This window comes from Bacillus sp. PK3-037 (assembly GCF_054161355.1).
The window spans coordinates 1,333,990-1,358,781 of sequence record NZ_CP096408.1 but is presented as its reverse complement, the minus strand read 5'-3'; the positions used below and the strand labels follow the sequence as shown (position 1 = coordinate 1,358,781).

General features: G+C 47.0%; 22 protein-coding genes. 6 read left to right on the top strand and 16 right to left on the bottom strand.

The features are described 5' to 3' along the window. Positions 1 to 197 precede the first annotated feature (197 nt). From M1D69_RS06950 to zapA, 11 genes are all read right to left on the bottom strand, one after another. On the bottom strand, positions 198 to 1,685 hold the full coding sequence (locus M1D69_RS06950) for an alpha-N-arabinofuranosidase (protein WP_059293465.1): 1,488 nt from the start codon (positions 1,683 to 1,685) through the stop codon (positions 198 to 200). 204 nt (positions 1,686 to 1,889) lie between these two features. Beyond that, a complete protein-coding gene (locus M1D69_RS06945; protein ID WP_458104169.1) occupies positions 1,890 to 2,867 on the bottom strand; it encodes an electron transfer flavoprotein subunit alpha/FixB family protein in 978 nt (325 codons plus the stop codon). A 35-nt stretch (positions 2,868 to 2,902) separates the two neighbouring features. Then, positions 2,903 to 3,676 carry an electron transfer flavoprotein subunit beta gene (gene etfB / locus M1D69_RS06940; RefSeq protein WP_024122404.1) on the bottom strand — a complete coding sequence of 258 codons (774 nt, stop codon included), beginning with the start codon at positions 3,674 to 3,676 and terminating at the stop codon, positions 2,903 to 2,905. Between the two features lie 14 nt (positions 3,677 to 3,690). Then, entirely contained in the window at positions 3,691 to 4,467 is a 777-nt protein-coding gene (locus M1D69_RS06935; RefSeq protein ID WP_458104170.1) for an enoyl-CoA hydratase, read from the bottom strand. 14 nt (positions 4,468 to 4,481) lie between these two features. Then, the gene (fadR, locus tag M1D69_RS06930) at positions 4,482 to 5,066 is read right to left on the bottom strand and encodes a fatty acid metabolism transcriptional regulator FadR (RefSeq protein ID WP_014477593.1); all 585 of its coding nucleotides are present in this window, start codon (positions 5,064 to 5,066) and stop codon (positions 4,482 to 4,484) included. 117 nt (positions 5,067 to 5,183) lie between these two features. Beyond that, positions 5,184 to 6,866 carry an AMP-binding protein gene (locus tag M1D69_RS06925; protein ID WP_458104171.1) on the bottom strand — a complete coding sequence of 561 codons (1,683 nt, stop codon included), beginning with the start codon at positions 6,864 to 6,866 and terminating at the stop codon, positions 5,184 to 5,186. 187 nt (positions 6,867 to 7,053) lie between these two features. Continuing rightward, complete coding sequence (locus M1D69_RS06920) at positions 7,054 to 7,458, bottom strand: DUF350 domain-containing protein (RefSeq protein WP_010335217.1); 405 nt, start codon at positions 7,456 to 7,458, stop codon at positions 7,054 to 7,056. A 14-nt stretch (positions 7,459 to 7,472) separates the two neighbouring features. After that, complete coding sequence (locus tag M1D69_RS06915; protein ID WP_458104172.1) at positions 7,473 to 9,830, bottom strand: endonuclease MutS2; 2,358 nt, start codon at positions 9,828 to 9,830, stop codon at positions 7,473 to 7,475. A gap of 20 nt (positions 9,831 to 9,850) precedes the next feature. Beyond that, the gene (gene polX / locus M1D69_RS06910) at positions 9,851 to 11,563 is read right to left on the bottom strand and encodes a DNA polymerase/3'-5' exonuclease PolX (RefSeq protein ID WP_458104173.1); all 1,713 of its coding nucleotides are present in this window, start codon (positions 11,561 to 11,563) and stop codon (positions 9,851 to 9,853) included. 72 nt (positions 11,564 to 11,635) lie between these two features. After that, entirely contained in the window at positions 11,636 to 12,169 is a 534-nt protein-coding gene (locus tag M1D69_RS06905) for a CvpA family protein (protein WP_458104174.1), read from the bottom strand. A gap of 6 nt (positions 12,170 to 12,175) precedes the next feature. Continuing rightward, complete coding sequence (gene zapA, locus M1D69_RS06900) at positions 12,176 to 12,433, bottom strand: cell division protein ZapA (RefSeq protein ID WP_024122410.1); 258 nt, start codon at positions 12,431 to 12,433, stop codon at positions 12,176 to 12,178. Positions 12,434 to 12,566: 133 nt separating this feature from the next. On the opposite strand from zapA, the gene rnhC reads away from it, so the two are divergent. After that, positions 12,567 to 13,508, top strand: a complete 942-nt coding sequence (gene rnhC / locus M1D69_RS06895) for a ribonuclease HIII (protein ID WP_458104175.1) — start codon at positions 12,567 to 12,569, stop codon at positions 13,506 to 13,508. Positions 13,509 to 13,544: 36 nt separating this feature from the next. Here rnhC and pheT read toward each other — a convergent pair whose 3' ends face one another. After that, positions 13,545 to 15,959 (bottom strand): phenylalanine--tRNA ligase subunit beta, encoded by a 2,415-nt coding sequence (pheT, locus tag M1D69_RS06890; RefSeq protein ID WP_458104176.1) that lies wholly within the window; start codon positions 15,957 to 15,959, stop codon positions 13,545 to 13,547. Between the two features lie 15 nt (positions 15,960 to 15,974). Continuing rightward, positions 15,975 to 17,009, bottom strand: a complete 1,035-nt coding sequence (pheS, locus tag M1D69_RS06885; protein WP_439024441.1) for a phenylalanine--tRNA ligase subunit alpha — start codon at positions 17,007 to 17,009, stop codon at positions 15,975 to 15,977. Positions 17,010 to 17,092: 83 nt separating this feature from the next. Between pheS and M1D69_RS06880 the strand changes: the two genes are divergently transcribed. Further along, on the top strand, positions 17,093 to 17,341 hold the full coding sequence (locus M1D69_RS06880; protein ID WP_105953452.1) for a hypothetical protein: 249 nt from the start codon (positions 17,093 to 17,095) through the stop codon (positions 17,339 to 17,341). Positions 17,342 to 17,365: 24 nt separating this feature from the next. Here the strand turns inward: M1D69_RS06880 and M1D69_RS06875 are convergent, their stop codons facing one another. Beyond that, on the bottom strand, positions 17,366 to 18,112 hold the full coding sequence (locus tag M1D69_RS06875) for a TrmH family RNA methyltransferase (protein WP_458104177.1): 747 nt from the start codon (positions 18,110 to 18,112) through the stop codon (positions 17,366 to 17,368). A gap of 120 nt (positions 18,113 to 18,232) precedes the next feature. Between M1D69_RS06875 and sspI the strand changes: the two genes are divergently transcribed. The 4 genes from sspI (at position 18,233) to M1D69_RS06855 (ending at position 22,471) form a co-directional block, all read left to right on the top strand. After that, positions 18,233 to 18,448, top strand: a complete 216-nt coding sequence (sspI, locus tag M1D69_RS06870; protein WP_010335228.1) for a small acid-soluble spore protein SspI — start codon at positions 18,233 to 18,235, stop codon at positions 18,446 to 18,448. 69 nt (positions 18,449 to 18,517) lie between these two features. Next, complete coding sequence (locus M1D69_RS06865; protein WP_458104178.1) at positions 18,518 to 19,624, top strand: CdaR family transcriptional regulator; 1,107 nt, start codon at positions 18,518 to 18,520, stop codon at positions 19,622 to 19,624. Between the two features lie 103 nt (positions 19,625 to 19,727). Beyond that, positions 19,728 to 21,140 carry a glycolate oxidase subunit GlcD gene (gene glcD / locus M1D69_RS06860; protein WP_458104179.1) on the top strand — a complete coding sequence of 471 codons (1,413 nt, stop codon included), beginning with the start codon at positions 19,728 to 19,730 and terminating at the stop codon, positions 21,138 to 21,140. After that, positions 21,137 to 22,471 (top strand): (Fe-S)-binding protein, encoded by a 1,335-nt coding sequence (locus tag M1D69_RS06855; protein WP_458104180.1) that lies wholly within the window; start codon positions 21,137 to 21,139, stop codon positions 22,469 to 22,471. Before glcD ends, M1D69_RS06855 begins: the two co-directional genes overlap by 4 nt. Before the next feature lie 37 nt (positions 22,472 to 22,508). Here M1D69_RS06855 and M1D69_RS06850 read toward each other — a convergent pair whose 3' ends face one another. Both M1D69_RS06850 and cstA read right to left on the bottom strand, forming a co-directional pair. Then, entirely contained in the window at positions 22,509 to 22,892 is a 384-nt protein-coding gene (locus tag M1D69_RS06850; protein WP_458104181.1) for a VOC family protein, read from the bottom strand. 33 nt (positions 22,893 to 22,925) lie between these two features. Next, a complete protein-coding gene (gene cstA, locus M1D69_RS06845) occupies positions 22,926 to 24,722 on the bottom strand; it encodes a carbon starvation protein CstA (protein ID WP_458104182.1) in 1,797 nt (598 codons plus the stop codon). Between the last annotated feature and the right edge of the window lie 70 nt (positions 24,723 to 24,792).

Below are 24,792 nucleotides of genomic sequence, written 5' to 3'. Positions count from 1 at the left end.
CTCATAGAATGGGGCATTAAAACACGAATCTGATAATCGCTCCGATCACCACGATTGCGCCGATGATCATTAAAATTGTACGAAGCATAGGACAACATCCCTTCTATAACCGTCATATACTTTACCATGCCCTTTTGGAGCTGTTTCAAAACAAAAAAGAGCGCTGTCCTCTAGTGGATCGGCGCTCCTTTTTTTGGTTAAGAATCAGTCCGTAATGTGAGTAAGACAACTGCCATTGGCGGCAGCTTTGCTTTCAATTTGTTTTTATTTACAGAATAACGGCTGAACGATTCAGGTTTTACGTGCTCCGGATCATCAAACGTGTTATGGGCGTTCATCTTTTCAGCAGTCAGGATAGCACCGGAATGATCCACAGTCTTGTCAAGACCTCTCAGCTCGATCTCCACCTCTGCTTTATTTTGATGATCAATGTTACAGATGCTGACGTTTATATCGCCCTCAGCATTTCTTGATGCTGACACACTGATTTGAGGCAGCGTTTCTCCCTTCCATTCATAGTCAGCGGACGTTGTTTCAGTATCTAAAAGAGAGGCATCCTGATGTACCTTAAACATATCAAACACATGGTATGTCGGCGTTAATAGCATCCGTTCTCCCTCAGTCAGAATCATAGCTTGAAGAACGTTTACCGTCTGTGCGATGTTGGTCATTTGCACCCGGCGGCAATGCTGATGGAAAATGTGAAAGTGAGAAGCTGCGACCAGCGCGTCACGAATCGTGTTTTGCTGATATAAAAAGCCTGGGTTCGTTCCTGGCTCAGGGTCAAACCATGTGCCCCATTCGTCAATAATCAGTCCGACCCGCTGTTCCGGATCATATCGGTCCATAATTGTGCCGTGTTTTTCAATCAATTCATCAATGTATTTGGCCTTTTTCATCGTGATGAACCATTCGTCCTCTGTAAATTCTGTGGCCGATCCTTTGCCCTTCCAGAAATCTCCCGGAATCGTGTAGTAATGAAGGCTTAGCCCATCCATCAGGCCAGCGGCTTTTTTCATGAGCACGTCCGTCCAATGAAAATCATCGACGTTTGCACCGCCGGCAATTTTATAAATTTCATTGCCGCTGTAATTGCGGACATACGTTTGAAAACGGCGGTATAGATCGGCATAGTACTCAGGGTGCATGTTGCCGCCGCAGCCCCAATTTTCATTTCCCACTCCAAAATATTTCAGCTTCCAAGGCTCTTCTTTTCCGTTTTGTTTTCTCCAATCCGACATGGGCGTGCCTTCTTTAAAAGTCATATATTCGATCCATTCGGCCATTTCCTGAACTGTTCCGCTTCCTACATTGCCGCAAATGTAAGGTTCGCACTCAAGCAGCTCGCACAGCATCATAAATTCATGTGTCCCGAATTCATTCGATTCAACTGTGCCGCCCCAGTGAGTATTGAGCATCGTCTTGCGGTCACCCACACCATTAGCCCAATGATATTCATCCGCAAAGCAGCCTCCCGGCCATCGGAGGACAGGAATACGCAGCTGTTTCAGCGCTTCTAACACATCTTTTCTTATACCGTTTATATGAGGAATGCTTGATTCCGTTCCGACCCAAATCCCTTCATAAATCCCTCTTCCTAAATGCTCAGCAAAATGACCGTATATATTTTTGTTGATCGTTCCTTTTACAATATCCGTTTGAATCACTGCTGTATGTTCAGACATGCTTGATCATTCCTTTCATACAAATATGAAAAGCACCACAGTCAAATATAGGATCTGTGTTTTGTCTGAGGAGCCAGCATGAATGTAAGCGCTTTTAAAGTAACCTTATTATATATGTCCGTACATGTCAACGGATTTTTTTATTAGTTAATATTTGTACGTATGTATCCAAAAACCCCGAACTTTTGCAGTCCGGGGTTCCCTTTATGAGTGAATATTCAGCTGTTTGAATTCTTCAGTCAGTAATGGGACGACTTCAAATAAATCGCCTACAATACCGTAATCAGCTATTTTAAAAATATCGGCTTCAGAATCTTTATTGATGGCGACAATGACCTTGCTGTTGGACATACCCGCCAAATGCTGGATGGCACCGGAAATTCCGCAGGCGATATACAAATCGGGAGTGACAACTTTTCCGGTCTGTCCGATTTGAAGAGCATAGTCACAATAATCAGCGTCACACGCCCCGCGTGAAGCGCCGACTGCTGCGCCCAGCACCTCGGCAAGCTCCTGCAGCGGCTGAAAGCCTTCCTTGCTTTTTACACCGCGGCCGCCTGCAACAATGATTTTCGCTTCAGAGAGATCAACGCCGTCCGCTGTTTTTTTGACGATCTCTTGTATGACGGCACGGAGATCCGTAAGGGAAACTTCGATGCTTTCAATGCTGCCTGCCCGGCTGGCGTCTTTTTCTAACGCTTGAATGTTGTTTGGACGAATCGTCACAAGCGTCATCGGATCCGTTGAAATGACACGTTCAAATGCCTTCCCTGAGTAAATCGGTCTTGTGAAAACAACGTTCTCCCCGGTAACGCTTACATCCGTAGCGTCAGAAATCAATCCCGTTTGGAGCCGGGCTGCAAGCTTCGGTGACAGATCCTTCCCCATTGCAGTGTGTCCGCATACGACCGCATCAGGTTTTTCCTTTTCAATAATGGTTCGCATCACTTGGCTGTATCCGTCTGCCGTATATGCCTTGAGTTTTGGGTCCTCAGCTGTGAAAACTTTGTCTGCACCGTAGTGGATCAGCTCCTCTGCATGCTGTGATACATTTTCTCCTATAAGAACACCGATCACTTCTCCATCACCTGAAATGGTTCTTCCAGCGGAGATTGCTTCAAAGGTGACATTTCGCAGTTCTCCGTCACGAATTTCTCCGAGTACGATCACTTTTTTTCCCATCCTAACATCCCCCTGTTTCTTTGAATGTGCAAACGCTAAATGACTTTCGCCTCGCTGCGGAGCAATGATACGAGCTCTTTTGCCTGTTCGGCAGGCTCACCCTGCAGAAGCTTCCCGGCTTCTTTTTTCGGCGGCAGAAAACGTTCAATTGTTTTCATTTTTGGTTCAGCATCTTCTTCATCCAAGTCCAGATCATCCAGCTCAAGCTCTTCAAGCGGTTTTTTCTTGGCTTTCATGATTCCCGGAAGCGATGGGTAGCGCGGTTCATTTAAGCCTTGCTGAGCTGTGACCAGCAAAGGAAGAGTCGTTTTGATTTTTTCAACATCCCCTTCAACGTCCCTTTCCGCTTCTGCGTCACTTCCATTGATGTCGAGTTTGGTGATCGTCGTGATGCACGGAATGTCCAAAAGCTCTGCCAGGCGAGGCGCCACTTGTCCTGAGCCTCCATCGATCGCGACATTTCCGCCGAGAATAAGGTCAAACTCCTGATCCTTCATATAGTGGTATAAAACTTGAGAAATGGAATACTGGTCGGGTTCTTCGAGATCATCTTCTATGTTGATTAAAACGGCTTGGTCACATCCCATGGCAAGCGCTGTACGCAGCTCCTTTTCCGCTTCTTCGCCGCCGACTGTAACAACGGTGATGGTGCCGCCGTGTTTTTCCTTCAGCTGAATGGCTTCTTCAATCGCGTATTCATCGTACGGATTGATAATCCATTCAGCCCCGTCATCCTGAATCTTCCCTGCGTCAATGACGATTTTTTCTTCTGTGTCAAACGTCCGTTTCATCAGTACAAATAGATTCATGATCATATCCCCTTTTATTCGCCTTTGAACTGTGGCTTTCTTTTTTCGAGAAATGCCTGAATGCCTTCCTTGGCGTCCTCCGACTCAAACGCTTCTCCAAACCGCTTTGCTTCAAGCTTTAAGCTGCCTTCATAGGAATACACCTTGTTTGTATAGAGAAGCTCAAGCAGAGACACCATCGTTTGCGGACTTTTTTCTGCAAATTTGCCAGCAAGCGTTTTCGCTTTTTCAAGCACTTCTGCTTCATCTTTTGCTCCGATTGTCACAAGTCCGAGGTCAAGCGCTTCTTTCCCCGATATCGGTTCTCCTGATCCAATGAGCTCCAATGCTTTTGCTGTACCAACGTATCGCGGGAGCCGCTGTGTACCTGCAAAACCGGGAATAATGCCGAGGTTAAGCTCAGGAAGCCCCAGCTTGGCATCTTCTGCCGCAATTCTGATATGGCAGGCCATTGCAAGCTCCAGCCCGCCGCCGAGGGCAGCTCCGTGAATCGCCGCGATAATCGGTTTAGGAAAGCTCTCCATTCTCTCCATCAGCAGCTGGCCTCGTTCAGCCAGCATTGAGGAATCCTCACTGTTTCTCAGTGATGTAAATTCTTTGATATCAGCGCCTGCGGAGAAGAACCTTCCTTCCCCATGTATAATAATGCACCGCACGCCGGCATCTGTCTCACACTGATCAAGACAGGAGGACAGCTCTTCTAATATCCGGCTGGAAAGCGCGTTTGCCGGCGGATTGTGAATCGTCATAACTGCAACAAATTGATCAACTGCGAGTGATATTGCATTCATAGGACAGAACTCCTTTACTTATTGTGAATTCCGGATACCAGTAATTCTAAAACACTGTCTGACAAAGCTGCCAGATCATACTTTTGATCATTCATCACCCAGGTCGTCACGGTTTCGTCAATCGTTCCAAAAATCATTTGCCGGGCGAGGCGGACATCGAGGCCTTCTTTTAACTCGCCTGATTGTATTCCTTCCGTCAGAATGCCGTCTAAAATATTTAAGTAGCCTTTTAATATTTCATTAATTTTCTGCCGCAGCTCCAAATTGGATTGGCGGAGCTCAAGCTGAGTGACAATGGCGAGGTTATGGTCGCCCGCCAAAAGTGAGAAATGTTTTGAAATCACGAGCGCCAATTTCTCTTTTGCTGTTGCCTTTTCTTTTATGTCCTCTTCCATCCGCTCAATGAATTGGCCCATTTTTTCTTTAAACAGAGAAATTAAAATGTCTTCTTTATTTTTAAAATAAAGATAGATGGTGCCGTCCGCTACTCCGGCTTGTTTGGCGATTTTAGATACCTGTGACTGGTGGTAGCCGTTTTCCGCAATGACTTCAACTGCTGCATCAATAATCTGCATATACTTTGGCCGTTTTTGCTTCAATTTTCATCGTTCCTTCCCATAGAAATGAATGACTATTCATTCATAATTTTATGATAAGAAGGATTTTCCGGTTTGTCAAGTTTATTCATAAATGTTCTCTTTTTCTGGCTCTATTTGTTACTTGATATGATGATTTTCGGTTTCTTCTTCAAGTAAACGCCTTCTTAAAATTTTCCCAACCGCTGTTTTCGGAAGCTCTTTTCTGAATTCATAGGCTCTCGGCACTTTATAGGGTGCGAGACGGGCTCTGGCGAAAGCGTCCAGTTCTGCTGCGTCGGCTTGTGCGCCTTTCTTTAACACGACAAACGCTTTTACCGTTTCCCCTCTGTACGAATCAGGCACGCCTGCAACGACAATTTCCTGAATCGCTTCATGTTCGTACAGCGCTTCTTCAACTTCACGCGGGTAAATATTATAGCCGCCTGCGATAATGATGTCCTTCTTCCTGTCGGCAATATAGAAAAATCCATCTTCATCCATATAGCCCATGTCTCCGGTGAAGAGCCATCCGTCCTTTAAGACAGCAGCCGTTTCCTCCGGCTTGCTCCAGTATCCCTTCATGACCTGCGGGCCTTTTACGACGATCTCACCATGCTCATACGGGGCGGCAAAATGGCCAGTCTCTTCAGAGTAAATGGCAGCGTCTGTATTAGGCCAGGGACAGCCGATACTGCCGGGTTTGTTTTTTCCCCAGATAAAATTTGCGTGTGTCACCGGAGATGCCTCGGATAAACCATATCCCTCCACAAGCTTTCCGCCAGTCACCTTTTCAAATTGCTGCTTCACCTCGACAGGGAGAGCCGCTGAACCGCTGAGGCAGCTTTTAATAGATGACAGATCGTATTGCTGTAATTGGGGATGATGCAAGAGGCCAATGTAAATCGTCGGCGCGCCGGGAAACAGTGTCGGTTTTTGTTTATCGATGATTTTGAGCGTGTGCAGCGGATCGAACTTGGGAAGCAGGATCATTTCAAATCCCAGTTTAATCGAATAATTCATCACTGCTGTCAGCCCATAGACGTGAAAAAACGGGACAATGCCAAGCACTTTTTCATCGCCTTCCTTTACGTTGTACATCCAAGCCGCACACATTTCGGTATTGGCTAAAATATTTCTGTGCGTGAGCATGACTCCTTTGGGCGCTCCCGTCGTACCTCCAGTGTATTGCAGAACGGCGATATCATGCTCAGGGTCAATGTCCGGAATTGTGATCAGCTCTGACTTTTCCCGCTTCATGCTCGAAGCAAAGGTATGAATATTGTCATTTTCATCATAGTCAATGTGCACTTTTTGTTTTTGCGTAAGCGGATAGAGAATATTTTTCGGAAACGGCAAATAGTCTTTTATACTCGTCACCAATATCTGGTCTACAATTGATAACGTTTTCATTTTTATTGCCTTCGGGAAAAGCAAATCTAAGGTGATGATCATCCTGGCCTCTGCGTCTCTCAGCTGATATTCGAGCTCATGCTCGGTGTAGAGCGGGTTTGTCTGCACCACGATACCGCCGGCAAACAGCACCCCATAATAAGAAATGATGAATTGCGGACAGTTGGGCAGCATGACAGCCACTCTGCCTCCTTTTTGCAGGCCATATTGCTGCAGAAAAGCTGCGAGTTTAAGAGCATCCGTCAACATGTCATGAAAGGTGAGTTTTTTCCCGAAAAAAGATACGGCTGTTTTGTCAGGGAATCGTGCGGCGGAGTCTGTCAGGATGGATTGCAGGGTTTGGTTCGGCAACGGAAGCTCATGCGGGATATCGTCGGGATACTCGGCAAGCCACGGCTTTTGAGACTGCATAAAACCTCCCCTTTCGATTTTAGCGTTCACCCTATTATTATAGCAGATGAACGGCAAAAAAAAGAAAAAGAAAGGAAAATCTTTCTTTTTCTCATCATACGAACAGATATATAAGACCAATCAACAAAAAGATTCCCGCCGCGGCGAGCAGTATTTTTGCAAGCTTTTCCATCTATTCTCCGTCCCCTTATATTCCGGCTGCCACAACAAATGAAAGCCCGACAGAAATGACAAATGAAATAAAGCCGACAGCCCGGTTATCATTTTCAATTTCTTGATCAATTTTAAACCGCGGTGTCAAAAACTCAAAAATGAAGTAGCTGATCAAAAGCATAACAAACCCGTACACACCCCAGCCGATCATTTGCAGCAGAGAATTGTGCTGAGAGATGGAGTGCTGGAACACATTTGCTATTCCTAAAATTTTCCCGCCGGTTGCCATTGCCACAGCGAGATTTCCATTTTGAATCTCTTCCCAGTTTTTATAAGCTGTCACCAGCTCAAACACAGTCAAAAAGAGGACGAGGCAGAGAACCGCGACACTGTAATACGCCGCGATTTCCACAAGCTCGTTTTCCCAAAAATCACTCATGGCCATACTCCCTTTTATTTTAATTCAACAATTGTAACGCCTGATCCTCCCTCACCAGCTTCACCGAAACGGGAGTTTTTAACGCTGCGGTGATTTTTCAGGAGATCCTGCACGCCTTTTCTTAGAGCGCCGGTACCTTTGCCGTGGATAATGGATACCCTTGGATATCCCGCTAACACCGCGTCATCCAAGTATTTTTCAACACGGCTGAGGGCATTTTCATAGCGCTCGCCGCGAAGATCAAGTTCAAGCGATACGTGGTAATCTTTGCCCTTAACCGCTGTAATGACTTTTTCTTTTTTTGGTTCCGGAGCCGACTTGATAAATTCCAAGTCTTTTTCTTTCACTTTCATTTTTAAAATGCCGATTTGAACATTCCATTCATTGCCGCCGGTTTTTTCAAGCAATGTTCCTTTCTGCCCGAAAGTAAGGACTTTTACTTCATCCCCCGGCTTCAAGACGCGTTTTTGCGTTTTCGGTTTTTCCGGTTTATTGGACTTTTCAAAGGTCGGCATAGCGCCTTCTAACCGTTTCTTCGCGTTGATCAGCTCGTGATCCTTGAAGGATTTGTGTTCTTCTTTAATCGAGCGTAATTCGTGAATGATGTCTTCAGCTTCTTTTGTGGCCGCTTTAACTTTTTCAGCCGCCTGCTGTTCGGCCTCTTCCATCAATTTGTCTTTTTTGCTGTTGAGTTCGATGATTTGCTGCTGCAGCTCTTTATGCAGCTTTTCGGCTTCTTTTCTGAACGCCTCTGTTTCAGAAAGCTCTTCTTCCGCCCGTTTTTTGCTTCGTTCAAGAGACGCAATCATCGTATCGACCTCATTATGCTCGGCCGTCATTTCTGATTTCGCCTGCCCGATAATATGGTCCGGAAGCCCGAGCCGTTTAGAAATTTCAAAGGCGTTGCTTCGTCCCGGCACACCGATTAAGAGTTTATAGGTTGGTGAAAGGGTCTCAATGTCAAATTCGACACTGGCGTTCATGACGCCTTCTCTGTTATAGCCATACGCCTTTAACTCCGGATAATGCGTCGTCGCTAATACTCTGGCATTGGTACGGTGGACTTCATCCAGGATGCTCATGGCGAGTGCCGCGCCTTCTTGCGGGTCTGTACCTGCGCCCAGTTCATCAAAGAGCACGAGGCTGTTTTCGTTGACTTGTTTTAAAATGCCGACAATGTTCACCATATGGGAAGAAAATGTACTTAAGCTTTGCTCGATCGACTGTTCATCGCCGATATCAGCGAACACATGCTCAAATACAGCGGCTTCCGATCCTTCATCTGCCGGAATATGAAGACCCGATTGCGCCATTAAGGTCAACAGCCCCAGTGTTTTTAAAGTAACTGTTTTCCCCCCGGTATTCGGTCCTGTAATCACGATGGTTGAAAAATCGCCGCCCAGCTCGATGTCATTGGCGACCACCTGATCAGACGGAAGCAATGGATGGCGCGCTTTTTTCAGACGGACAAAGCCGCTGTCATTCATGGTCGGTTTTGTCGCTTTGACCGCTTTGGCGTATTTCGCTTTTGCAAAAATGAAGTCAAGCGTCTGCAGGACTTGCAAATCTTGAAAAAGCTCCTCTGTGTGCTCCGCCGTATGCTCTGTCAGCACGCGTAAAATCCGTTCAATTTCTTGTTTTTCTTTCACTTTCGCCTGCTGAAGCGAGTTGTTCATATCTACAATCGCCTGCGGTTCAATGAACAGGGTTGCGCCAGAAGAGGAGGTGTCATGCACAATGCCTCCGTAGCTTGATCTGTACTCTTGTTTGACCGGGATAACAAAGCGGTCATTTCGGATTGTAACAATCGTATCAGACAGCATTTTCGAAGCGGAGGAGGAACGCAGAATCGACTCTAACCGGTCTCTGATTCTCGATTCGAGCGTTCTGAGCTGCGTGCGGATTCCTCTTAACGTTTCTGACGCGTGATCAAGCACTTCGCCGTGATCATCTATGCAGGAATTCATTTCCCGTTCTAAATCGGGCAGTGTAATGAGCTGTTCAGTATATTGCTGCATCAGCGGAATGTCGACTCCGTCTTCAGCCATTTGTCCGAGAAAGTGTTTCATTTGTTTGACTGCGTAAAGCAGCCCTGATATTTCAGTGAATTCCGAGGGACTGAGAACGCTGCCGATTTCCGCCCGTCTTAATGCCCCTCTGATATCGGTAAGACCGCCAAACGGCGCCTGGCCTCGCAGCCGGATGATCGCAGAGGCTTCATCTACCTCATCCAGCTGTTTTTTGATTTCGTCAATCGAAGCAGAAGGCTTTAGCTGGAGAAGCATTTCTTTTCCGAGCGATGAAGCGGCGTGCTCGATTACCTGTTCTTTCACTTTATGGAATTCAAGAGATGATAATACTTTTTGCTGCACGGTTGTGTGAGCCTCCTTACTTAATCGTTGCGCTTCAGGAATGCCTGTACGTCTTCAAGCGACCGGGCATTCAGGACGTTTTTCGTTTCCGTCCAGCCTTTGCGCGCGGCAGTGACGCCGGTTTTCATATCGTTTAACATCTCGATGTTATGGGCATCGGTATTAATGACCAATGTAACCCCTTGTTCATTTGCTTTGATTAAATGCTCTGTCCGCAGATCGAGACGCGCAGGGTTAGAGTTGAGTTCAAGCGCCGTATTTGTTTTCTTCGCGAGCTCAATCAGTTTGTCGATATCGATTTCGTAACCGGCACGTCTGCCGATGAGGCGTCCGGTCGGATGGGCGATAATGTCAACATGCTTGTTGGTCAGTGCCGCCTCAAGCCGCTTCATAATGACGTGCTCCGGCTGATTAAAGTTTGAATGGATGGATGCAATGACCAGATCCATTTCCGCCAGCACATCGTCATCATAATCAAGTGTGCCGTCAGGAAGAATATCCATCTCAACGCCTTTAAAAATACGGAAGTGCTCAAACTCAGCATTCAGCGCGTCAATTTCTTTCGCCTGCTGCTTGAGCCTTTCAGCAGTCAGCCCGTTGGCGACCTTTAAATATTGCGAGTGATCAGTGATGGCCATGTACTGATAGCCTTTTTCCATACATGCTTCAGCCATTTCCCTGATCGAAAAGGCGCCATCGCTCCATGTGGAGTGCATGTGAAGGTCGCCTTTGATTTGATCGTGTTCTATGAGTTCAATGCTGTCGCTGTAAGTTTCCACCTCTTGCCCGCTTTCACGGAGTTCCGGCGGGATCAGCGGCAAGCCGAAGTGTGCGTAAAATTCCCGTTCGCTCGGGAAGGTTTTGATTTCTCCTGTTTCAACCGTCTCGACGCCGTACTCACTGATCCGTTCACCGCGTTCTTTTGCAATTTGCCGCATTTTGATATTGTGGTCCTTCGATCCCGTAAAATGATGAAGAGTTGTCGGGAATTGTTCTTCCGTCACGAGACGGAAATCGACACTAGTTTCATATTCAAAGGAAAGAATGACCGATACCTTCGTGTCCCCGCTGGCAATGACGCTTTTGATGTTTGGCAGCGCAAGCAGCTGCTCTCTTACTTCAGCGGGATGATCCGTCGCAATAATATAATCCAGATCTTTGACGGTTTCGCGTGCTCTGCGGAGACTTCCGGCACGGGAATATTTGATGATGTCTGTCAATTGAGAAAGATGCTCTTCAATTTCCCGCGCGACCCGGAGCGCATAGCCGATCGGAAAACGTTCAGGCTGTTTTCCGGCTTCTCCGAGCGCCTGTAATATTTTTTCTTCTGATTTCTTGCCGAATCCCGCAAGCCCTTGGACTTTCTGCTGTTCGCAGGCTTCTTTCAGTGATTCTGCATCATGTACGCCAAGCTCTTTATACAGTTTTGCGATTTTTTTGCCGCCGAGGCCCGGCAGCTTCAATAAAGGCACGAGTCCTTCCGGCACTTCTTTTTGCAGCGATTCGAGCGTGCTTGACTTTCCTTCATCTATATACTCTTTAATGACGCTGTACGTTCCTTTTCCAATGCCGGACAGCGACATCATATCGTCCATTTCTGATAAACTGCGGTCATCCTGTTCCAGGGCTGCCGCTGCTTTTCGGAAGGCGGATACTTTAAACGGGTTGTCCCCTTTGAGTTCCATGTAGACTGCAATGGTTTCAAGAAGCCGGATAATATCTTTTTTATGCATACAATAACCCCCAGACGTTCACATATGTTTCCATCATACTTGAAAAAAACTTCTCCGGACAAGAGAAGTTTTTTATCCTCCGTATTGCGTCCAAAGCTCCTGTAAAAGCCCTGATAAATACGGTGTATGGTTGATCATGACATTTGCGAGAGACGATTGCCCCATCATTTGCTGTAAGCCGTCTATCGGAAGTACGGAAGCAACATACAGCAGCACAAATGTAAATAAATAGACTTCCAGAAAACCAAGAACGGCGCCGAGCATTTGGTTGATTTGTTTAATCACAGGAATGCCCGCTACAATACTTAGGAATGAGCCGATGATTCTCAGTAAGATTTTAGCGATCATAAATAGAACGACAAACGCAATCGCATTATAGTAGGCTGCTTCCAGATTTCCCGAGAAAAAAGAAAACGCCGGCTGTCCCGCTGAAAAATCGGGCGCGGGAATCCACTTCAAATGCGGTGCGACATTTTTATAGAATAAAGACGCAAACGCGATCGAAAGAATAAAGCTCGTCAAGCGGATAAACTGGAGGATAAAACCGCGTTTTAATCCCAGTAAAGTCCCCATCAGGAGCAAGATTAAGATGATGATATCTAGCATAGTTGTTCAATCCTTTTCTTTAAGCTGACGCTCCAGTTTTTCATATTGCTCTTTTAATTTCACATAGTCGTGCACCACATTTACCGCTGTCAGCACTGCAAGTTTATTTATATCAAGATATGGATTTTTTTGATTGATTTCTCTCATTTTATCATCAACAATTCCGGCCACATATCTCATATGGGCTCTGCTTTCTTCACCGATCATAGTGAAATGCTGGCCGTAAATGTCAACGGTTGTTTTCGTTTTTTTGCCGTCAGACAACGTTTCTCCTCCATTCCGTGAGAATCCTAGTTCCTATCATAACACGTTTATTAAATGAATGGAAAGACGAGCCTCCCGCTGTTATGATACACTGGTAGATACAGCGAATCGTGTAAAAAAAGGAGATTATTACGTGTCCCATTCTGTGATAAAAGTACCAATGTCTGCTATTGACCAAATGAAAACAGCGTATAACAGTTCACTTACTGCATCTGTGCCGCAGGGTGCCATTTTCCAGGCAAAACCGGCAGGCTGTACCATTACAGCTTATAAGTCAGGGAAGGTATTGTTTCAGGGCAAAAACGCAGAGGCAGAATCTGCCCGCTGGGGAACTGCTGAGCCGCAGGAAAAGAAGAAAACGGCAAAAAAGCCGGCTGATTCACGCTACGCCCCTCCAACAGACATCGCAGGCATGTCTGTCATCGGCTCTGACGAGGTCGGAACCGGAGATTACTTTGGCCCAATGACGGTTGTGTGCGCATACGTTGACAAAACAAAGCTTCTTTTAATGAAGGAACTCGGTGTGAAGGATTCTAAACACCTAAAGGATCCGCAAATCATTGAGATCGCCCGAAGCCTGATCAAAACCATTCCGTACAGCCTGCTCGTTTTAAAAAACGAAAAGTACAACAGCATGCAGGAACGAGGCATGAGTCAGGGAAAAATGAAAGCTCTCTTGCATAATCAGGCCATAACCCATCTTTTACGAAAAATGGACGGAGTAAAGCCTGAGGCGATTCTGATCGACCAATTCGCCGAGCCCGGCGTCTACTACAACCATTTAAAGGGAAGAGACATTGTGCAGGAGCGCACCTATTTCAGCACAAAAGCCGAAGGCATTCACCTGTCAGTGGCTGCTGCATCGATTATTGCGAGATATTCCTTTTTAATGGAAATGGATAAACTTTCGCGCGAGGCGGGAATGACATTGCCGAAAGGGGCCGGCCCTCATGTAGATGAAGCGGCCGCCAAACTGATCATCAAAAAAGGAGCACCCGCTCTCCGAACCTTTACAAAACTCCATTTTGCCAATACGCAGAAAGCGCAGCGCCTGGCGGATAAAAAACGTTCATAGAAAAAAGCTTGCAGAGAATATCTGCAAGCTTTTTTATTAGCCTCTCAATACGGCCTGATAAGTGTTTTCTAACGCTTTCAGCACTTTGTCGTGCGCTTTTGCCACTTCTTCTTCAGTCAGCGTTTGCTCCGGATTTACATATTGGAGTGAGAAAGCGACTGACTTTTTGCCTTCCTCCATATGCTCGCCTTCGTAAACGTCAAAGACGGTTACTTCTTTCAGAAGCTTGCCGCCGGCCTCTTTGATGACGCTCTCGAGCTGGCCGCTTGTCACTGATTGATCTGTCACAAGCGCGATATCACGTGTCACAGACGGATATTTCGGAATCGCCGTGTACACGAGCGGAGCCGTGTCTGCTGTAAGCAGCGTGTGAAGATCAAGTTCGAACACGTACGTTTCTTTAATATCCAGTTCTTTTTCCAGTGAAGGATGGACTTGGCCAATAAAGCCGATAAGAGAACCGTTTAAAAGAATGTTCGCAGTTCTGCCCGGGTGCAGCTGTTTTCTTTCTGATTGCACAAATTCAATGCTGTCCAGGACGTTCAGTTTATCTAACAGCCCTTCAACAATTCCTTTTGCGACAAAGAAATCGACCGGTTTTTTCTCGCCTTGCCAAAGATGCTTGCGCCATAAACCGGTTACCGCACCTGCCACGCGCTCCGTTTCAACAGGTTTTGTATCCTCTTCCTTCGTCAGGAAAACGGAACCGACTTCGTACAATGCGACCGAATCAGTTTGTCTTGCCAGGTTGTAAGAAACGGACTCAAGCAGATTCGGAACAAGGCTGTGTCTGAGAATGCTTCTTTCTTCACTCATCGGAAGCGCAAGGACAGTGTTAAACGATTTTTCAATCGCAAATGCCGCCGCTTTTTTCTCGTTTGTTAATGAGTAGGTAATCGCTTGTGATAAGCCGGCTCCTTCAAGGAAACGTCTGACTTTACGGCGTTTTGCCTGGTAAGGCGTCAATCCGCCTGTTGTTCCCGCTGTTTCAGGAAGTGTGGACGGAATGTTGTCGTAGCCATACAACCTTGCTGCTTCTTCAATTAAATCCTCTTCGATGCGAATGTCACCGCGGCGTGACGGAACAGTCACAACGAGCAAGTCATTTGCTTCTCCGACAGCAAAGCCAAGACGCTTATAAATGCTGATCAGTTCTTCTTTGCTGATCGTCATGCCAAGGACGTTGCTCACTTTGTCAGCAGAAACATGAATGTTATTCGCTTCGATTGTCAGGTGATCTTCCTCAACCGTTCCAGCAAGCACTTCACCGCCGGCATACAGGTGGATCAGCTGTGCCGCGCGTTCTGCCGCAAGACGCACACGCGCAGGATCAATGCCTTTTTCGAATCTTGCACTCGATTCACTTCTCAAACCAAGATCTTTTGAAGCCTTGCGAACCGTCTGCCCGTTGAAGAACGCAGCTTCAAGCAAAATCGTTGTTGTGTCTTCCCGGACTTCTGATTCTGCTCCTCCCATAACACCAGCAACGGCTTGTGCTTTCGACCCGTTTGTAATGACAAGGTGATCTGCAGACAGTTTTCGTTCTTGATCGTCAAGTGTTAAGATTGTTTCATTTTCAACAGCTTTTCTGACTACGACTTCCTTAGAGCCGAATCTGTCATAATCAAACGCGTGGAGCGGCTGTCCATACTCCAATAAAACAAAGTTTGTAATATCCACGACGTTGTTGTGCGGGCGAATGCCTGCGTTCATCAGTTTCGTCTGCATCCAAAGCGGTGACGGAGCAATTTTTACGTTTTTAATGATTTTTGCCGCATACAGCGGATTTGCTTCCTGGTCTTCAACTTTGACAGAAATGTAGTCTGACGCTTGTTCTGAAGCGGCTGGGTAATCCGTTTGCGGAAGCTTTACCTCTGTGTCTAAAATCGCTGCAACCTCATAAGCAACACCAAGCATGTTCATCGCATCGGCGCGGTTCGGTGTTAAACCGAGCTCTAAGACAGCATCGTCAAGCTGTAAAGCAGCTAACGCATCACTTCCTGCTTCAACCTCATTTGGGAAAACGAAAATGCCTTCCGCATATTCCTTCGCCACAAGCTTGCTCTCAATACCGAGCTCTTGTAAAGAACAAATCATGCCGTTTGATTCTTCACCGCGAAGCTTGGCTTTTTTGATTTTAAAATTGCCCGGCAGCACCGCTCCGACTGTAGCGACTGCAACTTTTTGGCCTTTATCCACGTTTGGCGCGCCGCAAATGATTTGTACGGGTGCCTCAGCTCCGATATCCACAAGGCACTTATTCAGCTTATCGGCGTTTGGATGCTGTTCGCGCTCCAGCACATGGCCGATGACAACGCCTTTAATGCCTTCTCCTTTATACTCAATTCCTTCAACTTCAATACCGGCTCTTGTTATTTTCTCAGCAAGAACAGCCGGATCAATGCCTTTTAAATCAACATAATCCTCTAACCATTTATAAGAAACAAACATTCTAGCATCCTCCTCTTACGCCTGTTTAAACTGCGAAATAAATCTGACATCGTTTGTGTAGAAGTGGCGGATATCATCGATGCCGTATTTCAGCATCGCGATGCGCTCAACACCCATTCCGAACGCAAAGCCCTGATACTCCTTCGGATCAAAGCCGGCCATTTCCAGCACATTCGGGTGAATCATGCCGGCGCCGAGGATTTCAATCCAGCCTGTTCCTTTACACACAGAGCAGCCGTTTCCTCCGCACTTAAAGCACGTTACGTCTACTTCCACTGAAGGCTCCGTAAACGGGAAGAAGCTTGGGCGAAGTCTGATTTCGCGGTCTTGCCCGAACATTTTTTTCGCAACCAGTTCAAGGGTTCCTTTTAAATCACTCATGCTGATGTTTTTATCAACAACAAGCCCTTCAATCTGCATAAATTGGTGAGAGTGCGTCGCGTCATCATTATCGCGGCGGTATACTTTTCCAGGACAAATGATTTTAACAGGCCCTTTGCCTTTGTGCTTTTCCATCGTCCGCGTCTGAACAGGAGAGGTTTGCGTTCTCATCAGCATTTCCTCTGTGATGTAAAAGCTGTCCTGCATATCGCGGGCAGGGTGTTCTTTCGGCAGGTTAAGCGCTTCGAAGTTGTAGTAGTCCGTCTCGACCTCAGGGCCTTCTTCAACGGTATAACCCATGCCGATAAATAGATCTTCAATTTCTTCAATGACAACAGTGAGCGGATGGCGTCCGCCGATTGCGACAGGATTACCCGGGAGTGTGACGTCAATTGTCTGTCCCGCAAGCTTCTGTTTCATTTCTTCTTCCTCAAGCTTTTCGTTTTTAGCTGCAATCGCATTGGCGATTCGTTCTCTTACCTCATTGGCAAGAGCGCCCATTTTCGGGCGCTCCTCCGCAGAAAGCTTGCCCATTCCGCGCAGCACTTCTGTGATCGGCCCTTTTTTTCCGAGATATTGAACCCGAATATCATTGACAACCTTCAATGAGCTTGCCGCTTCTACTTGATCTAAAGCTTCTTGTTCCAGCTGTTTTAGCTTTTCTTCCATTTTGCATCCTCCTTTTATGTAAACAAACCGTTATATGTCTTTGGAAAACAAAAAAACCCGCCCCTTATAGGACAAGGGACGAGTTGTGGCCGCGGTACCACCCTTATTTCAGACAGACTGATGCTGTCGTCAGCTTCATTGACATAACGGAATCAGATTCCGGTTCACCTTTACGCGCAAGGTGCGCGGTCCCGGTGACAACTCGAGAGGTGAAACCAATTTCCGGCTGCATTAAAAATGCTCTCAGTCTGCGGCATTTTCTCCCTGGAAGGCAGTTAATCAGAAATCGAGATCCTCTGTCACGGTTTTTCAAATATTATGTTCTATTATAGTGAAATACTCCGCTCGGCGCAACACTATCCTCGCAAGTGGTACACCAGAATAGCCGCCGCAATTGCAACGTTCAGTGATTCAGCCTGCCCATACAGCGGGACGTACAGGTTCAAATCTGTTTTTTCCAGCAATCCGGCATCCACCCCTGCCCCTTCATTGCCGACGATTAAAGCAAATGAACCGGAGGGTGAGATGTCCTGGTAAGGCGCCCCGTTTCGCAGTGCTGTGCCGTACACTTTTACGCCCTCTGCTTTTAATTCATCCACGTATGATTGTAAATTTCTTCTCACAACAGGAATATGAAAATGGGAGCCTTGCGCGGATCGCAGCGTTTTTCCGTTAAACGCGTCCGCCGTGCCGTCACCAAGCACAACCGCATCCAAACCGGCTGCGTCCGCCGTGCGAATCATCGTGCCGAGATTGCCTGGATCTTGAACAGCGTCAATCAGCAGCACACGTTTAGGCGGCGCGAGATGTTCTTCCGGCATATGGCAAACAGCGGCGATCCGCTGCGGTGTTTCCGTTTCTGTAACAGCTGAAAACGCGTCTTCGCTCAGCACGTAGCACTGGATGCCCATATCAAGATTCGGCGGGATGTCCGCTTCATCCTTGACAAGAATTTCTTTCACCGCGCCCGGGCTCTTCAAGGCTTCTTCAACAAGATGTTCTCCTTCAATCAAATAGGTATTCGTTTTTGTTCGTTCTTTTTTTGTGTGAAGTTTTTTCCAATCCTTCACTTTTTGGTTTTTTGCCGATTCTATTTGTTTCACTGTCTGTGTGGCTCTCCTTTTTTTAACATGATGTTATTATATCGCAAGAACAGCACATAATAAACCGGGTGCAGGGTTAGAATATACGTATTACATTTTAGAAAAAAAGGAGCGCTTCATATGGATCTTAATTTACGTCATGCCGTCATTGCCAATGTAACCGGCAATGATCAGGAGCAGCTTGAGCACACAATTGTGGACGCGATTCAAAGCGGTGAAGAAAAAATGCTTCCGGGACTCGGCGTTTTGTTTGAAGTCATTTGGCAGCACGCATCTGAGAGTGAGAAACAAGAAATGTTAAAGACGCTGGAAGGCGGATTAAAACCTGCCCAATAGCACATCAAAACCGGGTGACAGCGCCCGGTTTTTTTCTTATATAATAAAAACATGAGGGGGATCGCCGCCATGTTTTTACAACCGCTGTTAGCGAAAAAAATCATTGCCGAAGTGAAAAAAATGTACGAACGTGAAGTCATTATTGTCAGCACAGACGGCCTCATTATCGCAAGCACAAATGATGAGCGAGTCGGGCTATTTCATGAAGGAGCGCTTATCTGCGCGAAAGAGAAACGCAATGTGATCATTACAAAAGAAGATGAAAAGAGACTCAAAGGGGTAAAGGCGGGGTTAAACCTCCCCGTATTTTCTGAGCGTGATGTCATCGCCGTGTTCGGGCTGACGGGAGAACCTGGTGAGATTCAGCCGTACGGGGAGCTGCTCAGGAAAATGACAGAGCTGTTCATTAAAGAATCGTGGCATTTGGAGCAGACCCAGTGGCGCGAGAGAATGCTGGAATCCTTTATGATCGACTGGCTGCAATTAAAAGAATGGTCTCCGGGTTTTCTCGAAAAAGCGCAGCTTCTTGGCGTTGACCTTACCTCCCTCCGCCAGATGATCCTCATTCAAGGGCACGAACGGTCTCCCGGCGATATGGATCAAATGACACGCGCCTGGAAATCAGTGTTTCCATCCGATCTATTCATCAGATGGGGAAATGAACGTATTCTGATTAATCACGAAGTGCCGAAACATGAACAAAAGGAGCAGCTTTTGCGGCACATTCAGCTTATTTGTTCATTGGCTGAACGCCTCGGAAACAGCCGCGCAGCTGCCGGCGTTGGGAGGGCTGTCACCGGCTCCGGCCTGCCGCAGTCATACGAACAGGCAGAAAAAGCGCTGGCCGTCAGCCTTAAACGCAAAACCGCCGTATGCGAGGAAGACCTGAAGCTTGACATGTGCCTGACTGAGATCAGCCCGGGTACACGACATGAATTTCCGCAAAGAGTGTTTCAGGAAGCGCTCCGAAACGAAGAGCTTATAAATACGATACGAACTCTCTTTCATCACGATTTGTCCCTGAAAAAAACGGCTGAAGAGATGCATATTCATATCAATACGCTCCGCTATCGATTGTCAAAGGCTGAACAGCTGACGGGTTTAAGTTTTCAGCGTACAGAGGACATTGTCACGATGTACGTTGCACTCTATTTTTTAGATCAAGATACAAAATAGAGAGAGTTTCAGTTTCATTTTTTGTATGTCCCTACATGGAAAGCTCTGCTTTTTTTCTTTTACAATAGATTGAAAGCGTTTTTTGACAGGGGGATGGGTGAACATGATCACCAAAGACGTAAAAGAACAGCTGATCCAAATCGTCGGACCGGAAAACTACGATGACTCGAAAGCCGGCCGTCTCGTGTATTCATATGACGCGACACCGCAGTTTCAGTCTATGCCGGATGCAGTGATTGCGCCGAGAGATACACATGAAGTATCACGTATATTAAACATTTGCAGTGCACACCGTGTGCCGATTGTTCCGAGAGGATCGGGGACAAACCTGTGCGGGGGCACGTGCCCTACTGAAGGCGGGCTTGTTCTTCTCTTTAAGCATATGAATCAGATTCTTGAGATTGATGAAGAGAATTTGACGGCCACAGTCCAGCCTGGCGTTATTACCTTGGATATAATCCGTTCGGTTGAAAGCAAGGGGTTGTTCTATCCGCCTGATCCGAGTTCTATGAAAATATCAACCATCGGAGGAAACATCAACGAAAATTCCGGCGGTCTCCGCGGCTTAAAATACGGCGTCACCCGTGACTACGTCATCGGGCTGGAGGTTGTTTTGGCAAACGGAGATATGATCCGCACTGGTGGAAAACTTGCAAAGGATGTAGCCGGGTATGATCTCACGCGCCTTTTTGTCGGCTCAGAAGGGACACTCGGCATTGTGACAGAAGCGATTCTCAAACTCGTGCCGAAGCCAGAAACAAAGAAGACGCTGCTCGCCCTTTATGAAAATATTGATGCCGCTGCTCAAACAGTGTCAGCCATTATTGCCGAAAAAATTATACCGGCTACGCTTGAATTTCTCGATCAGCCTACCCTTTTGGTGATTGAGGATTATGCCAAGATCGGCCTTCCGACAAATGCGAAAGCGGTTCTTTTGATCGAACAGGACGGGACAGCTGAGACCGTGGCTCGTGACATGGAAAAAATTGAGGCAATTTGCAAAAAAGGCGCTGCCGTCTCCGTTCAAACTGCGCAAACAGATGAGGAAGCATTCGCCCTCACTGAAGCCCGGCGTTCAGCGCTTTCTGCACTTGCCCGCTTAAAGCCGACCACCATTTTGGAGGATGCGACTGTACCGCGGTCAGAAATCGCGAATATGGTAAAAGCCATTAATGACATTGCCGCAAAATACGATATTTCGATCTGCACCTTTGGCCATGCCGGGGATGGAAACCTTCACCCGACATGCACGACAGATATAAGAAATAAGGATGAAATGGTGCGAGTCGAACAGGCTTTTGCCGAGATTTTTGAAAAAGCGATTGAGCTTGGCGGCACAATTACCGGGGAGCACGGAGTCGGGGCCATGAAAGCGCCTTACTTGGAAATGAAGCTGAAAAAAGAAGGCATCGCCGCGATGAAAGCAATGAAAGCGGCATTTGATCCCAAAAATATCTTAAACCCGGGCAAAGTGTTTGCGAAAGATGCCAGAAAACGTGTGGTGACGAAAAGATGACAACAGAAAAAGAAATGAAACAGATCCAACATGAGTTTAAAAAGCGTATGGATGAAAGCGAACTTTTGAATTGTATGCGCTGCGGTTTCTGTCTGCCTTCTTGCCCGACCTATATCGAATCCGGTTTTCAGGAATCTCACTCGCCGCGCGGGCGAATCGCCTTAATGAAAGCAGTCGCCGACGGTGTGATTGAACCGGATGAAGATGTCGAGCGTTCACTGTCTCTTTGCCTCGGCTGCCGCGCGTGTGAACCGGTATGCCCATCAGGCGTTAAATACGGACAGCTGCTGGAGGAAGCAAGAGATATTATCCACCAAAATAAAAAGCACTCGCTCAGCGCGCGTGTTATGAGAAAAGCGGCTTTTCAGGAGCTCTTTCCGCATCAAAACCGCATGCGTTCGGCTGTGAGTCTCATTGGGTTGTACCAGCGGTCAGGGCTGCAGACGGCTGTGCGAAAAACCGGTATGCTCCGCATTCTGCCTGAGCATTTGCGCACGATGGAAGCCGTTCTTCCGGATGTGCCTAAGCATGAAGAAATGAAGCATCGGCCGCGTTTATTGCCGGCGGTCGGCCCAGCTAAAAAAAGGGTTGCTTTTTTTTCAGGCTGTTTAATGGATACGATGTTTTTGCCGACAAACAATGCCACGCTGAAACTGCTGCAGCTGGCAGGCTGTGAAATTATCATCCCGCCTGAACAGGCATGCTGCGGCGCACTGCATGGACACAGCGGCGAAAAAAATGCGGGAAAAGAGCTTGCGAAACAAAACATCGCCGCGTTTGAAGCGCTAGACGCAGATGCTGTCATTACAAACGCGGGCGGATGCGGAGCCTTTCTCACTGAATACGGCCATTTGCTGAAGGATGATCCCGAGTGGTCGGAGCGGGCTGTTTCTTTTGTGCAGAAGCTAAAAGATTTTTCATCCGTTTTGATTGAGCTTGATTTTCACCAAAAAGACTTGCAGCTTGAAACACCTAAGCTGATTACCTATCAAGATTCATGCCACTTGAGAAATGTAATGCATACATCTTCGGAGCCCCGAAAGCTTCTTCAAAGCATCAAGGGAGCTGAATTCAGAGAAATGGATAAAGCGGACAGCTGCTGCGGATCAGCGGGAATTTACAATATTGTTGAAGCAGACATGTCAATGAAAATACTGGACAGTAAAATGGCTGCTGTCAAAGCAACCGAAGCAGCGGTCATTGTAACCGCCAATCCAGGATGTCTTTTGCAGATGAAGCTCGGCATTGAACGAGAAGGATTAAACGGCAGGGTGCGAGCTGTTCACCTTGCTGATTTACTATTAGAAGCCGCTGGATCGCTAACATCATAAGAAAGCCCAAAACAATTTCTGTTTTGGGCTTTGTGCTTTATTCCATCGGACTGCAAATTTCAATATAATGTCCGTCAGGATCGGCGATATAAGCGACCGTCTGTCCCCATGGCTTCACTTTAGGCTCCCCGATAATGGTTACGCCGTGTTCTCTTACTTTTTTGATGACCGCTTCTACACTTTCAGTGACAAACCCGATTTCAAATGTTTGTGAAGAAACGGGTGTTTCCGGTATAGCTAACGGCGTCATTTCCTTGACACTTTCTCGTGTATTGAGCGCCAAAATGGTGGAGCCGGTATCAAACTCCACATATGTGTCGTGTTCCGCGCGGATCGGCAGCCCCAAAATATGCTGATAAAAATGAATCGAGCGCTGGCTGTCCGATACATACAGGATGATATACTTCATTGATAAATTCATTTCTTTTCCTCCTTAAGGTTTCCATTTTTCCTTTTATCCCGGTATAGAGGCTTCCATTCTTAAGCTGGGATCTCTCCACATCTGCGCCCATTTTTTCACTGCCGCCACGATAATGATGAATCCTAACAGCAGCATGATGATAGATAAAACACCATTCAGGACACTGTAACCCGCAGCGTCTGGATTGAGATACACATAGCGCACCATCCAATAGCCCGCGTAATTCACAGTCACATATAAATAGGCGAGCGGAATGAGGCAGGTGAGGATGTACCGGCGTTTGTCGGCGATTTTCAGCACAATGGTTGCTCCGATAATCAGACCCACTGAAGCCATCAGCTGATTGGAAACGCCAAACAGCGCCCAAATGGATCCGATATCTCCTGAGTAAAGCAAATAGCCCCACATAAAGCAGGCAAGCGCACTGGCAAATACAGATCCGGGAATCCAGTCCGTTTTCTTCAGCGGCTTATACGCCTCTCCGAAGAAGTCCTGAATCAAATAGCGTGCCACACGCGTGCCGGCGTCGATCGCCGTTAAAATAAACACCGCTTCAAACATAATGACAAACTGGAAAAAGTATGAGGCCAGATGGCTGAAAAACGGAATTCCGGTAAAAATATAAGTCATTCCTACCGCAAGCGTGACGGCTCCCCCTGTTCTGCCTTCTAAGTTCAAACCGATTTCCCTGCTCAGTTCAGGCAAATGCACAACATCCATGCCGAGCGTACGGAAAACCTCAGGTGTGCTGTTGATCGCAAAGTAATCTGCAGGCTGCAAAGCAGTCGCCGCAATCAGCGCCATAATGCCGACAAGGCACTCAACAAGCATTGCACCGAAAGCAACCGGCTTCATATCACTCCATTTATTAAGCATTTTCGGCGTGGTGCCGGAACCGACAAAGGCATGGAACCCCGAGATCGCGCCGCAGGCGATGGTTATTGAAATGAACGGCCAAACAGGGCCTGCCAGCACCGGACCGCCACCTTTTACGAATTCTGTAAACGCAGGAAATGGGATAGACGGATTGACGACAAACACCCCTGCAATCAAAGCGATAAACACACCGATTTTCATAAAGCTGCTTAAATAATCGCGCGGTGCGAGCAGCAGCCAGACCGGCAGTGCCGCAGCAAAAAAAGCGTAAATCGGCAACGCGATTGCAAGCGCTTTCGTATCAAGGGTTAACAGATCACCAAATGCGGTAGTGTGCACCCAAGGGCCGATAAACACTCCGGCCATTAAAAATAGAAAACCGATAGAAGACGCCAGCTGTAAATTCCCTGTTTTCTTATAAAACAAGCCGACGCCCATCGCTATCGGAATCGTAATCCCTACAGCAAATGTCCCCCACGGATTCCGTTCAAGCGCGTGCAGCACAACCATCGACAGGCCCGCCATCGTAATGGTAATAATAAACAGCATGGACAGTCCCGTACAAAAGCCGGCAACAGGACCAAGCTCATCCTTCGCCACTTCCGACAGCGACTTTCCGTTTTGACGCATTGACGCGAACAGCACAACAATATCATGGACGGCTCCCCCTATCACCGCCCCGATTAACAGCCATAATAATCCCGGCAAATAACCGAACTGCGCCGCGAGAATCGGTCCGACCAGCGGCCCGGCCGCCGCAATGGCTGCGAAATGATGACCGAATGAGACCCATTTATTCGTAGGCACATAGTCTTTTCCATCCTCGAGCGCATGTGCAGGCGTTGGCTTATCATCATTCACTTTGAGAACCTTCACCATCATAAATGTTCCATATAAACGATAGGCGATAGCCAATATACACATTGACGCTATCACAATTGTAACCGCATTCATTTCTCCCCAACCCCTTTGCTGTTTTTCATAAATATATCATAATTTCAGAGCAAAAAGCGGTCATTTTTTC